Annotated in this window: 10 protein-coding genes; 6 read left to right on the top strand and 4 right to left on the bottom strand. The window is 41.9% G+C overall.

Annotation, left to right across the window (positions count from 1 at the left end; all coding sequences use genetic code 11):
- On the top strand, window positions 1-1,026 hold the full coding sequence (locus DI077_RS01925; protein ID WP_135354931.1) for a hypothetical protein: 1,026 nt from the start codon (window positions 1-3) through the stop codon (window positions 1,024-1,026).
- On the opposite strand, the gene DI077_RS01920 is transcribed toward DI077_RS01925, so the two are convergent.
- Together DI077_RS01920 and DI077_RS01915 are read right to left on the bottom strand one after the other, a co-directional pair.
- Window positions 1,023-2,516: a potassium/proton antiporter gene (locus DI077_RS01920; RefSeq protein WP_109022045.1), complete on the bottom strand. Its 1,494-nt coding sequence runs from the start codon at window positions 2,514-2,516 to the stop codon at window positions 1,023-1,025. The two genes, DI077_RS01925 and DI077_RS01920, sit on opposite strands and share 4 nt — an antisense overlap.
- Window positions 2,517-2,528: 12 nt before the next feature.
- Window positions 2,529-2,930: a hypothetical protein gene (locus DI077_RS01915; RefSeq protein ID WP_109022213.1), complete on the bottom strand. Its 402-nt coding sequence runs from the start codon at window positions 2,928-2,930 to the stop codon at window positions 2,529-2,531.
- A 73-nt stretch (window positions 2,931-3,003) separates the two neighbouring features.
- Here DI077_RS01915 and bcp point away from each other — a divergent pair, with 73 nt between their 5' ends.
- Both bcp and DI077_RS01905 read left to right on the top strand, forming a co-directional pair.
- The gene (bcp, locus tag DI077_RS01910) at window positions 3,004-3,474 is read left to right on the top strand and encodes a thioredoxin-dependent thiol peroxidase (RefSeq protein WP_109022044.1); all 471 of its coding nucleotides are present in this window, start codon (window positions 3,004-3,006) and stop codon (window positions 3,472-3,474) included.
- 5 nt (window positions 3,475-3,479) lie between these two features.
- On the top strand, window positions 3,480-4,958 hold the full coding sequence (locus DI077_RS01905; RefSeq protein ID WP_109022043.1) for a leucyl aminopeptidase: 1,479 nt from the start codon (window positions 3,480-3,482) through the stop codon (window positions 4,956-4,958).
- Window positions 4,959-5,122: 164 nt separating this feature from the next.
- Here DI077_RS01905 and DI077_RS01900 read toward each other — a convergent pair whose 3' ends face one another.
- Complete coding sequence (locus tag DI077_RS01900; protein ID WP_109022042.1) at window positions 5,123-7,546, bottom strand: SpoIIE family protein phosphatase; 2,424 nt, start codon at window positions 7,544-7,546, stop codon at window positions 5,123-5,125.
- Between the two features lie 43 nt (window positions 7,547-7,589).
- Window positions 7,590-9,191: a Ppx/GppA phosphatase family protein gene (locus DI077_RS01895; RefSeq protein WP_109022041.1), complete on the bottom strand. Its 1,602-nt coding sequence runs from the start codon at window positions 9,189-9,191 to the stop codon at window positions 7,590-7,592.
- A 152-nt stretch (window positions 9,192-9,343) separates the two neighbouring features.
- Between DI077_RS01895 and DI077_RS01890 the strand changes: the two genes are divergently transcribed.
- From DI077_RS01890 to DI077_RS01880, 3 genes are all read left to right on the top strand, one after another.
- The gene (locus DI077_RS01890; RefSeq protein ID WP_002972591.1) at window positions 9,344-10,366 is read left to right on the top strand and encodes a rod shape-determining protein; all 1,023 of its coding nucleotides are present in this window, start codon (window positions 9,344-9,346) and stop codon (window positions 10,364-10,366) included.
- 324 nt (window positions 10,367-10,690) lie between these two features.
- Window positions 10,691-12,232 carry a type I restriction-modification system subunit M gene (locus tag DI077_RS01885; protein WP_109022040.1) on the top strand — a complete coding sequence of 514 codons (1,542 nt, stop codon included), beginning with the start codon at window positions 10,691-10,693 and terminating at the stop codon, window positions 12,230-12,232.
- Window positions 12,229-13,242, top strand: coding sequence for a virulence RhuM family protein (locus DI077_RS01880; protein WP_109022039.1), 1,014 nt, complete (start codon window positions 12,229-12,231; stop codon window positions 13,240-13,242). The genes DI077_RS01885 and DI077_RS01880 overlap by 4 nt, the downstream gene beginning before the upstream one ends.

The raw sequence follows: 13,242 nt of genomic DNA, 5'->3' as shown, positions 1-13,242 counted from the left end.
ATGAAAAAAATAAAATTCCTATTTCTATTATTACCGATTCTACATTTTACGCCTTTGCTGGCTCAGGCCGGTAAAGTAGAAGGCAGTGCCCTCCGTCTTAAACTTGCATTGCTTTCCGGATTTTACAATTCAGATTGGGAAAACAGAAATCAAGGTTTTCAACTTTTTTACAATAGAGTTTTGGAAGACAATTGGAAGGACAAAAACAAAGCTTACGGTGGTAAGGTGGGTGCGGATTATTACGCACCTTTGAAAAATACAACATTCTCCCATCTGCTCTTCGGTGCAAGCTATAGCATGCTTAACGGCGGTTTCCCGATGGCAAGGTACGGAACGGGAGAATTGCAAACAGGAAAGTATTCCGGCGGATACAACCAATTGGAACTCACATTCGGAACGGTGATCAATGCTTACGAAGGGCTTCGTATAATTCCCAAATTCGTACACCGATCTTTAACCCAAAACCTGAAGAACAAAGTGGATACTTACTACTTTACCGATACTAATTTGGGTTTACTCAACGGAACCGAAACTTATAAAAGCAATGCCGCACTCGGGTATTTAGGTTTGGGTTTGGAATATGATATCACACCTACTCTTACCGTTTATTTTGACTCGCTGTTATTCAGCAATTTCCTGATTCAATCCAACGGAAAATACCAAGTGGATGGAAATGCGCAAGGATTTCTATTGTCCAATAGTTCTGCGGTTTCCATGACAAGATTAGATCATTCCCAAGGAAATTATAAAGTCAGTGGAAACAGGTTCTTACTCGGCTTTAACTTAAAGATAACCGACTCATTTCGATTTTTCATCGCTACGGAAAAGGATTCGATCGTAACGGAAATCTCCAATCCGATAGGATCGAATGTTCTGGCTTTGCTTTCTCTATCTTCCCGTCCCACCTTCTCCGTGCAAGGTGACGCTATCAACAAAACCATTTACGAAATGATTTTATACTCCGGGAAACAAAGAATCGAGTCCACTACACTGCAATTAGGCGTAGCTAAAGATATTAACTTTTAATTCGGATACATCGGAGTCATATCTCCTGTTCGGAAAACATTTCCGATATAGGAGATGACTTCATCCTTGGCAAGCACCCAAACCACGTCACCGCCCTTCACTTGCGTATTTCCCGAAGGAATCAGGAACTGTTCCCCCCGGGCGATAAGAAGTATATGAGACTCGGCAGGAAGTTTGATTTCAAACAAGGCTTTGTCTACGATCTTGGAATTGTAAGGAACGATCATTTCCTGCAGACTCATTCCCGGAAATTCGATATTATCAAAATCACGGGGACGATAGAGGCTTTCCGAATCTTGTTTTAAAATTCCCAAAAGTCTGGCCACCTTCTGTACTGTGGAACCTTGGACTAGTAATGAAATGAGTACAACAAAGAATACAACGTGAAATAATAAGTCTCCGCCGGCAATCCCCGCAGCAATCGGAAAGGTTGCCATAATGATGGGCGATGCTCCCCGAAGCCCGACCCAAGAGATAAACAATTTTTCTCTGGTGGGCATTCTTTCGCCGATCAAAGAAATGAATACCGCGGCGGGTCTTGCAAAAAAGATCAGCAACAAAGCGATACTAAGTCCTGGCAACCAAATTTGTGCTAGGCGGCTAGGAAAAACAAGAAGCCCGAAACATAAAAACATTCCGATCTGTAAAATCCAAACATATCCGTTTAAAAAACGAAATATGGATTTTTTATGAATGAATTTGAATCCTCCGATAAGCATCCCTGCAATATAGACCGCAAGGAATCCGTTGCCCATAAAGATAGTCGTGACAGAATAAACAAAAGGTACGCAAGCAGTGATAAATACCAGATAAAGACCGTCATATCCGAGTTTTACGGTGTTCATCAGATACACGATCACAAGCCCGAAACTGTATCCCATCAGGACTCCCACAAATATTTGCAGAAAGAAAAACCGGGCAAAATACCAACCGGAAAAACTGGAACTATCCGTAGTGATCAGGTTGATAAATATAGTCGTTAATAATACACCGAGCGCATCATTGGATCCGGATTCGAATTCTATGATTTTTTTCAAACGTTCTTCAAGATCGGAGCTACCTGTTTTGAAAATATTGAATACGGATGCCGCATCCGTTGCACTTACAATGGAACCGAGTAATAGAGATTCCAATAATCCCAACACGGGAAAAAGAAGATGGATGAGTAATCCCAAAATCAAAGCAGTGAGAAGAGTGCCCAGTATGGAAAGTTTTAAGCTGACGGAAAGTGAATTTCTGACTGCTTCCCAATCGCTTTCCAAACCACCCAAAAATAGGATATAAATGAGTGAAAAAGTACCGATGGATTGGGCTAATTTATAATCCGAAAAATCAAGTCCACCCGGTCCGTCAGAGCCAGCTAACATACCAAAGACTAAAAAAATCAAAAGGATCGGAAATCCGAATCGAAAGAAGAGTTTGCTGGAAATGATCGAAAATAGAATAAGAGCGGAAACGATAAATGTCTGTAAGGTGAAAGAATCGATCATTTAGTGGCTAATTTATTTCCTCCCGTTCAAAATTTCCAAAGCTTTTGCTTTTAAGATCGGATGCACTTTGAAATCGTCGGGATTCAGTTCTTTTACGGATTCTTCCCGGTTTGCAGCTTGATCGGAAGCAGTAGAAACCTCGGAAGACTTGAACTTGTCTTTGCCCAGCCACTCGGACAATGCCATCACCATTCGTTGGAATATCTCATCCACCTTGTCCTTGCGCCCCGCCTTTTTATAATAACCGAATGCAAGCATAGGAAGTCTTTTGTCGTACATAAAATGATCGCCCAAACGAACAAGGCCGTCCTGGTAACCGGTTTTGAGAAAGATCTCGCGTGCCTTTCGGATATCGCCCGCATTAAATGCCTGATTTCCTTCTCGAATCAGCTGTACTCTTTCCTTAGCTTCCATGTTTATGTTATCGCTAGAAAATCTTGATTTTACAACAGAATTTTGTCTAAGTGATAAATAAAAAGGGGATCCAATGGCAGAACTCATCGTAGGTAAAAAGGCACCTGCTTTTACAGCAAAAAATGCAAATGACGAATCGGTAAAACTTGCTGATTTAGTAGGCAAAAACGGAGTCGTAATCTATTTTTATCCGCGCGATATGACGCCGGGTTGTACAACGGAAGCTTGTGATTTTAGGGATAACTTCGCAAGGATCAAAAAATTAGGATTCAATGTTGTGGGAATTTCAAAAGACACCACCAAATCTCATACAAAATTCATAGAGAAGGAAAGTTTAAACTTCGATCTGATCTCGGATGAGACTGGTGAAATCTGTGAAAAGTACGGCGTTTGGCGGGAAAAGGTATTTATGGGACGCAAAGGTTTGGGAATTGTTCGAACGACTTTTATCCTGGATTCCTCTCTCAAAATCAAAAAAATCTATGACAAGGTAAGGGTCAAAGGTCACGTAGAAGAAATCATCAAAGATATTCAGGAATTATAAAAAGAATGAAAATAGAAACCTCTCCTCTCAGCTTTCAAGTAGGCAATCTCAAAGGCAATACTCATTATAAAGTCGAACTTGTTTTTCAAGACGAAGTAAAAGAAAAACTAGGCAAAAAATTTCCAAACCAGGTGAATGCGAAAGTTTTTTCGGGTGATTTCGGGCAGGAGTTAAAAGATGAATCCGAACAAATCCTTTACATCGGTCTCGGAGAAAAAGAAAAACTCATCTTTCGCAAGTTAGCTGGTCTATTTATCAAATACGGAGAAAAAGTTCTGAAATGGAACGGTGTCGGTTTGGAAATTCATATCCAAAAAGAACTCACAAAACTTTTTTCTGCGGAAAGAATCGCTTATCAAATCGCAAACTCGCTTTCCATCGGATCTTATCCTGTGAGTGTTTTGCAAACCAAGAAAAAAGAAAAAACGACTCCCGGTTCCATCGCGCTAGTATTCGAAGATAAAAAATCGGAGAAAGAAGCCGAAAAAGGTTTGGAAAAAAGCAAAATTGTCGCCAAACACATCAATGGCGCAAGACATATTGCACATTTACCCGCCAATTATTTTACCCCGGACGACTTTGTATCCCGCTCGAAAGAAATTGCCAAAGAAGGCAAACTCACCGTCAAAGTTTGGGATGATCCTCAATTGAAAAAAGAAGGTTTCGGAGGAATTCTTGCTGTTAGTCGGGGATCCGAACTGAACGGAAAAATGGTGATTATAGAATACAAACCTGCAAAAGCCAAAAAGAAATTTGCGATAGTCGGGAAAGGATTAACTTTCGACACCGGTGGAATCTCTTTGAAACCTCCCGGAGAAATGCATGAAATGAAATACGATATGTGCGGTGCCGCCGCCGCCATACACGCAATAGGTGCCATTGCCGCACTAAAAGCTCCCATCCATGTAATCGCAGCAATCGGAGTCGCGGAAAATATGCCGGATGGAAAGGCGATCAAACCGGGCGACGTTTACACTGCTTATAACGGAACTACTGTGGAAGTGCAAAACACGGATGCGGAAGGCAGACTTGTTCTTGGTGACGTTCTTTCTTATGTTTCCAAAACTTACAAACCGGACTATATGGTGGACCTCGCCACTCTTACAGGTGCCGTAATCATCGCGTTAGGTCATGAAGCTGCGGGGATTATGACAAATTCCGCTCCGCTCCGGGAAGCTTTGCACAAAGCTTCCGATGCGTCAGATGATCGGGTTTGGGAACTTCCCCTTTGGGAAGAATATGGTGAGGATTTGAAATCCGATATCGCCGATTTGAAAAATATTACGGGTGGAGGGAAAGGCGGCGGGACGATTTCAGCAGGAGTCTTTTTGTCCAAGTTTGTCTCCGAAGGAATCGATTGGGCTCATATTGATATCGCAGGCGCAGCCTGGAGAAAAAAAGCTTCTGGAACTCAAACCAGCGGCCCAACGGGATACGGAGTACGCTTGTTAGTTGAACTTGCAAACGAGCTGGCAAAGAAGTAATCAGGCAAAAAGGCGAACTTATCCGAAGAAAATTTCCCAAAAAAAGGGAACCGCTTTACAAAAAGTAGGCGATGTGATAAAAGGAACGCATTGGGTGGCGGGTGGTTATCCCCACCCAGTCTCAATAGGGCGGGGATAGTATACTAAAAACTCCCCTCCTCCCCCTACCTTGGTTTGCCTTCCGAAACGGATTTCAATTTCAAATATTGAGGATGTTCCGAATCAATAGCGCCTAACTTTAATAACAACTTATCCGCTTTTTCTTCATTACGAACGAGCCTGTAACATTCGATCAAATGCACCAGATTTCTAAAATGTTTCGGATCTCTCGATCTCAACCGTTCTCCCAAATCGATTGCTTTTTTGAAATGTTTCAGTTTGCGATAGGCATAACTCAACTGGAGCAGAATCTCATCGTCCGTGGGCAAATAAGGAAGCATCTTTTCCAATGTTTCTACGGCCGATTCATAGTCTCTGGTTTGAAGTGCCATCCGTGCGGATTCCCGAAGATCATCTTTATTTTGAAGTGTTTTCGGCTCACCCTTCCATTCCAGACGAACAAGAGTTAAATCATCAGAAAGTTCTCCGAACGATTTAAGCCTTTCTACCAAATCCTTCAATTTTCCCTCGGACTCTTCCACCCTGCGTAAAAACTGAGTTTCGTCTTCATTGATTAGGCGATTTTCCGCATTTCCTTGCGGCAAAATCAAATCGTCCCTTCCATCCGAGCCTACAAACAATACATCCTCCGCTTGCAATGGAAAAATGCGAATCCGAATGTCACCTTCCATCCCTTTGGTTCCGATTTTGCGCAATTCCAATTCGTCTTCGATAAAACCCGCCACGCCGTCCCGATAAAGAACTGTCCAAGGATGTTCCGCATTGATATAATAAAGTAATCCCGTTTCTTCTTCCACAAGACCCATGACTACGGAGATAAGCATCGAACCGTCAAAGGATTCGAAGATAGATTGTAATTCCAAAAAGCATTCTTTCAGCCAGCGTTCAGGAGACTTTTCTTTGTACTCTTTTTTTGACTGGGTTCGTTTGATAAAAGATAAAAATACAACTCCGAGCACAAGTGCACCACCTGCCCCTTGCATGGATTTACCCATAGCATCTCCGTTGACAAACACGGTGTATCTTTTTCCATTTAACAGGATTACATCGCTAATGATGATGTCGCCGCCGATTTCCCTTTTTTTATTTCTAAACTCGAATTCTTTTTTTTGTTTAGTAAAAGATTCGATTTGAACCAAACTCGAATTCGAATGATTTGCAGAAAGAGGTTCGAGCAAAAGAGACGTAAGAAAATAATCCCCATCTTGTTGTACCTTTAACTCCTGTACGGTGGTAAGTGTTCTTTGAAGATCATTTGTTCTCTCTTCCACTTTTTTCTCCAAGGTGGCGTTGAGTTTTTCCACTTCCTTGTGAACGCGAAGAAAACGATTTGCAAGTACAACGGCGATTCCCAAAACAAAAAATAAAAAACCGAATCGAAGCAGTCCCAAGTTCTGAATGGGAAGAACTCCCATACTTCCCAAAACATCCCAACACCCTGCAACAAACATGACGACAAATCCAAATAACATTCGTTTTGCGTCCTTGTTTTTAACAAATACTCCCCTAACAATCAGATAAACCGTATATAAGGAAAAAATAAGAACGGAAATCTGCCAAATCAGTAAAATCTGAACAGAGACTGGCCTCGTAACAAAAAGCTGAACCAGGGCCAAAACTCCTGCAAAAACCAGATAAAAAAGAGAAATCCGGCCGAGGTATCCCCGAAAAAACTGTTCCGTAAAAAGGAGCAACCAAGCAGGAATAAAAAAGACTACGAAATATTCCATGCGGGATTGAAGATAAGGCTCCAGCTCCAAAACATAAATCGCCTGGGAACGGAATACCATGTAGACGGATAAAAAGATCGAAAATAGCGCATAATACAGATTATATGTTTCTTTTTTTCTTTTAATATAAAACAATCCGTGATACACACCCACGAAAAAATACAAAAAGAGAAGCATATAAGTAAAATACTCTTCGTGTATTTTTCGGTTTTCGGAAGCAAAATCAATCTTTGCAGGAATATCATTAAACAAGCGGTAAATGTTAAGTTCTTCTCCCGGGGCGGAAGCGATCAAAATCCGAATCTCGTTCCACCCGAGATTCAACCGGTAACGATCCATTCCAACGATGACATGCCTTCTGTATCCGCTTTTTAGAATCCGACCTTCTTCGATCTGCCCTCCCTGGCTCACCAAATCACCGTTGATATATATTTGGTACACATTGGAAATATAAGGGATATGCAGGCTGAATGCATCTTTTGCGGTTTCTTCCATATCCTTGTTTGTTATGATAAAACTCTTATGCACAGTCACATAATGAATATTATCTGATTTAAAATTCAATTTGGGAATAACATCACTCAAAGGCAAAGCGTCCAATTGAATCCAATGAGGAGAACTAGGCAAAACTTCCAAAACCCATCCGGTAGTGACTTGCCAATTTTTGCTCAAGTCGATGGGTAAAGCGAAGACAGGGGAAAAAGCCAAAAAGGAAGTCAGATAGACTAAGTATTTCATTCGGATCACCTTTTGCTTAGGAGAGAAACTCCACAGCCAATCTTCAGGAAGACTTAGCTTGGAACTCCAGCTTCAAACCGAACGTCTCTTCAAACAGATCTTTTTTTTCTTCTACGGACCAAACTTCCAAATGCGGATCGTTTTCTTTCGAATGAATCATTTCCAAGATGACCTTGGAACCTTGACGAACTGTTTTCACCTGATCGATCAAACATTTCTCCGACCTGTCCAATCCGTCTCCGATCCTAAGCAGGGAAGAAAGTTTTCTTACCAAAGTTTGATCCTCGAAACGAAGGGATTTAAACTCCTCATGTTTCCCTTTCGGTCCTCCCTTTCTATGATACCGTGAAACAAGTGCGATGATTTCGATTTCCGAATTGGAAAACCCGACCATCGCTTCCGAGTTTTTGATGATATAATAACTATGTTTGTGATAGGAATGATGGGAAATACAAAGTCCTACCTGGTGAAGATGGCAAGCCGCTTCCAGATATTCTCTTTCCTGCGCCCCCAATCCGTGTAAATCCTTCAAATCATCAAACAACTGCAAGGTGAGTTTGGCAACTTGCTCGGCATGTTTTTTTCCTTGAGGATACAAATTGGAGACCGTTCGAAGCGCCTTGTCCCTGATATTATCCAAAGCAGGAAGATTCGTGTTTTCATGACGATACCAACTTTCAATCGTATCGTAGACAATTCCGTCTCTGAGTGCAAAATCGGAAACAATCACCGAAGGAGCTTTCACACGGTGCAATACTTCGTCCAACACCAAAATCCCGCCCACGATGATATCCGCCCGCTTGGAATCAAGTCCCGGGATTTTCAGGCGTTTTTTCACGCTATCCGCTTCCAGAACGGATTTGCGAACTTCTTTGAATTGATCATAAGTGAATTCAAAACCGTTCAAGCGGTCCACCTTTTCTCCCCTTCCTTCCAGAATCATAGATGTAACGGAAGTTATACTACCGGAAGATCCTACAACTTGAAACGGTTTCCATTGTTCGATCTGAGGTAAAAACGCGGAAAGTACGGATTCGATGTGAATTCTGCATTTTTGCAAATCCACAACTCCCAAAGGATCTTTTTTCAAAAACTTTTCCGTCAGCCGGATCGCACCGAGTTTTAAACTCGTAGAAAAAAGAATCTCTCCTTTCTCTCCCACAAGTAGCTCGGTACTCCCTCCCCCGATATCGATCATTAAAATTCGTTTATCGTAAACGGGAAGACCTTGCAATATCCCCAAATAAATGAGTCTTGCCTCTTCATTTCCCGAAACCACATCGATTTTTAAGCCGACTTCTTTTTCCGCCCGATCAAGAAATATGTCTCTATTCTCGGCTTCGCGTAACGCACTTGTGGCGACAGCCCTGATCTCCGCTTGGTAAGAATCTGCCAATGTTTTAAATCGTTTTAAGCAGGATAGCCCGCGTTCTATCGCATCTTCCTGGATCACCGCATAATCCCCGCTACCGCTTCCCAATCGGACGGACTCTTTTTCTTTGGTGATAGGTTCGAGGGTTCCATCGACACGGATGCGAACGATGACTATATGAAAGGAATTGGTTCCCAGATCGATGGCCGCGAGTATCTTTTCATGAGAACTCGCCCCACTTCTCTTCTTTAAAAGTTGGCTGAATGGTAGCATTTTTCTAGTATCAATCCTATGAAAAATTTTTACGGTTGAAAGCAAAATCCTACCGAAAATTAATGGGAACAGGTAGTTTTAAGCTTTTCTGATGGTTTTTCGACTTACCATCTTCGTGATCCTACCGTTTCATACTTATATCAGGACATCATATGATTTTTGACAACCTCTACGGACTATTTTCGAACGACATGGGTATCGATCTAGGCACAGCAAACACACTCGTTCACGTGAAAGGGCAAGGTATTGTTCTCTCCGAACCATCCGTAGTAGCAGTCCAAGCTTCCACCGGAAGAGTCCTTGCGGTAGGCCAGGAAGCAAAACGAATGCTTGGTAGAACTCCGGGAGACATCGTTGCCATTCGCCCGATGAAAGACGGGGTGATTGCCGACTTTGAAACCGTGGAAAAGATGATCCGCTATTTCATCGCAAAAGTACACAATCGCACTACATTTGTAAAACCCCGCATCGTCATTGGAGTTCCTTCCGGAATTACGGAAGTGGAAAGACGTGCCGTTCGGGAATCCGCAGAGCAAGCGGGAGCGCGTGAGATCTTTCTCATCGAAGAAGCTTTGGCAGCTGCCATCGGTGCCAACATCCCGATCCATGAGCCGGCAGGAAACATGATCGTAGATATCGGAGGAGGTACCACAGAAATCGCTGTGATCTCCCTCGGTGGTATGGTGATTGCCGAGTCCATCCGTACAGGAGGGGACGAATTTGATGAAGCTATCGTAAAATATCTTCGTAACCAATACAACCTGGTTGTGGGGGAAAGAACTGCGGAAGATATCAAACTTACCATCGGAAATGCATTCGCGGACAAACGGGTGGATACAATGGAAGTAAAAGGTAGAGACGCGATCTCCGGACTCCCTCGCACACTCGAACTGGATTCCAACGAAATCAGAAAAGCACTCAAAGAACCTACCGACGAAATCCTAGACGGAATCAAATCCGTATTGGAAAGAACTCCTCCCGAACTTGCCGCCGACATCGTAGAAAGAGGAATCGTTCTTACAGGTGGTGGTTGCCTACTTCGCGGGCTAGAACACTACCTCACCAAAGAAACAGGAGTTCCGGTGTTCCGGGCCGAAAACCCGCTCACTTGCGTGGTTCTCGGAACAGGGCGTTATTTGGACGAACTCAAATACATCAAGCCGGGTATCAGATAACCTTCGGTTACATGGATTGGCAAGAGGAAGGGAACGGGTGTTCCCTTTTTTTTTGGGCGCACATTTCCGGCTATCCGCTCCAATCTTTGCTTAGGCAAAGGATTTCCGCTTCTATCCGGGGCGGGGGGTATTATCCTCTTTCAAAATCGCAAATGAACCAATTTACTTTTTAAAAATAAATTTCCCTTTTTCTGGAATCGAATCCTCGTTAGGTTTTGTTTTGTCCTAGGTTTATCGTAAGCTTATATGATTGAAATCTCGATTTTCAATATTTTTTAAAATTGAATTCTCAAAATACGATTGATTATAAAATATTAACACCAAATGACAAGTGCTCAACAACGCGCCGCACTACAAAGCCAAATCTGGAAAATCGCCAATGAAGTCAGAGGTGCCGTGGATGGCTGGGATTTTAAACAGTATGTCCTGGGTGCCTTATTTTACCGTTTTATCAGCGAGAACTTCACCAGTCATATGGAAGGTGATGACGAAAGCATTCAATATGCAAAATTGACAGATAAAAACATTACTCCTGCCATCAAAGAAGATGCGATCAAAACAAAAGGTTACTTTATTTATCCAAGCCAACTCTTTGCCAATATCGTTGCAGAGGCTGATAAAAACGAAAACCTAAATACTGAACTCGCAGCGATCTTTAAAGCGATTGAAGCTTCGGCCATTGGTTATCCTTCTGAAGACGACATCAAAGGTTTATTTGCCGATTTTGATACGACGAGTAACCGTCTTGGAAACACAGTCAAAGATAAAAATAGTCGCCTATCTGCTGTTCTAAGAGGCGTAGCAGGATTAGACTTTGGAGATTTTCACGGCAGTCAAATTGATCTATTTGGTGATGCGTATGAGTTTCTCATTTCAAACTATGCAGCCAATGCGGGTAAATCTGGGGGTGAGTTCTTTACTCCCCAACATGTATCCAAATTGATCGCACGACTTGCGATGCACAAACAAACAAGTGTGAATAAAATTTATGATCCTGCTTGCGGCTCTGGTTCTCTTCTGCTACAGGCAAAAAAACATTTTGATGAACATATCATTGAAGAAGGTTTTTTTGGTCAGGAAATCAACCATACAACGTATAACTTAGCACGGATGAACATGTTTTTACACAACATCAATTATGATAAGTTTAATATCCAACTAGGGAATACTTTGACAGATCCTCATTTTGGAAAAGAAAAACCATTTGATGCCATCGTCTCCAACCCACCCTATTCGATTAATTGGATTGGTAGTGATGACCCTACTCTCATCAACGACGAACGATTTGCTCCTGCCGGGGTTCTTGCACCAAAATCAAAGGCAGACTTTGCTTTTGTTCTCCATGCACTTAGTTATTTGTCGAGTAAAGGCCGTGCGGCCATTGTTTGTTTTCCTGGTATTTTTTACCGTGGTGGTGCTGAACAGAAAATACGCCAATACCTGGTGGATCACAACTTTATTGAGACTGTGATTTCGCTTGCACCGAACTTGTTTTATGGTACTACCATTGCAGTAAACATTCTTGTTCTTTCGAAACATAAAAACGATACTACCACCCAGTTTATCGATGCAAGTGGATTGTTTAAAAAAGAAACCAATAATAACATCCTTACAGAAGAACATATCGAACAAATGATGCAGGTGTTTGATAACAAAGCTGATCTTCCGCATTTTGCAAAGTCTGTTCAAAATGAAAAGATCGCTGAAAATGATTATAATCTTTCAGTCAGTAACTATGTCGAAACCAAAGACAATCGAGAAGTGATAGATATCACTAAACTCAATGCAGAGATTAAAACCACTGTTGCAAAAAATGACCAGCTTCGTGCGGAAATTGATGTGATTGTAGCGGAAATTGAAGGATGAGTAAAGAACTCCAATTCCTGATCTACAACACACCGAAGGATGATGTCAAGGTCAATGTGGTGGTGCATGATGAAACCATCTGGCTTACGCAAAAAGCTATGGCAGACTTGTTTGGTGTGCAAATACCTGCCATCAATAAACATCTAAAAAATATCTTCGAAGAGGGAGAGCTTGAAGAGAGAGTGGTTATTTCCAAAATGGAAACAACCACGGAACACGGTGCCATTAAGGGAAAAACTCAAACAAAGGAGACAAACTTTTACAATCTCGATGCCATCATCTCCGTTGGCTATCGTGTTAATTCTACAAAGGCAACCCAATTTCGAATTTGGGCGACAAAAACTCTAAAGGAATTCATCCAAAAAGGTTTTGTTTTGGACGATGAACGTCTCAAACAAGGTTCCAATGCTTTTGGTAAGGATTATTTCCGCGAACTCCTCGATCGTGTTCGTTCCATTCGAGCCAGCGAAAGGCGTATTTGGCAACAGGTGACTGATATTTTTGCCGAATGTTCTTTCGACTACACACCTAATGCACAAATTACGAAAGACTTCTATGCTATGGTCCAAAATAAATTTCATTTTGCCATTGCAGGCCAAACCGCTGCCGAAATTGTCTTTCACAAAGTGGATCGAAACGCGGAACATATGGGTCTCACGACTTGGAAGAACGCGCCTGCTGGACGCATTCTTAAATCCGATGTAACTACAGCAAAAAACTACCTCTCTGAAACAGATATCAAACGGCTAGAGCGCACAGTTTCTGGTTACTTTGATTATATAGAGGATTTGATTGAACGAGAAAACACTTTCTCGATGGAAGATTTTGCCAATAGTATCAATGAGTTTTTGGCATTCCGAAAATATGAAATCTTATCTGATAAAGGAAAAATCTCCAAACAACAAGCAGATAACAAAGCAACTACGGAATATGACGCCTTTAACAAAACGCAGAAAATAGTTTCTGATTTTGACAAAGCGATGAGAGCCATCGAAAGGAAGGAAACCTAA

This window comes from Leptospira kobayashii (genome assembly GCF_003114835.2).
GTDB classification, from domain to species: domain Bacteria; phylum Spirochaetota; class Leptospiria; order Leptospirales; family Leptospiraceae; genus Leptospira_A; species Leptospira_A kobayashii.
Note: the sequence above shows the minus strand (reverse complement) of the source record. Positions and strands in the feature narration are given on the sequence as shown.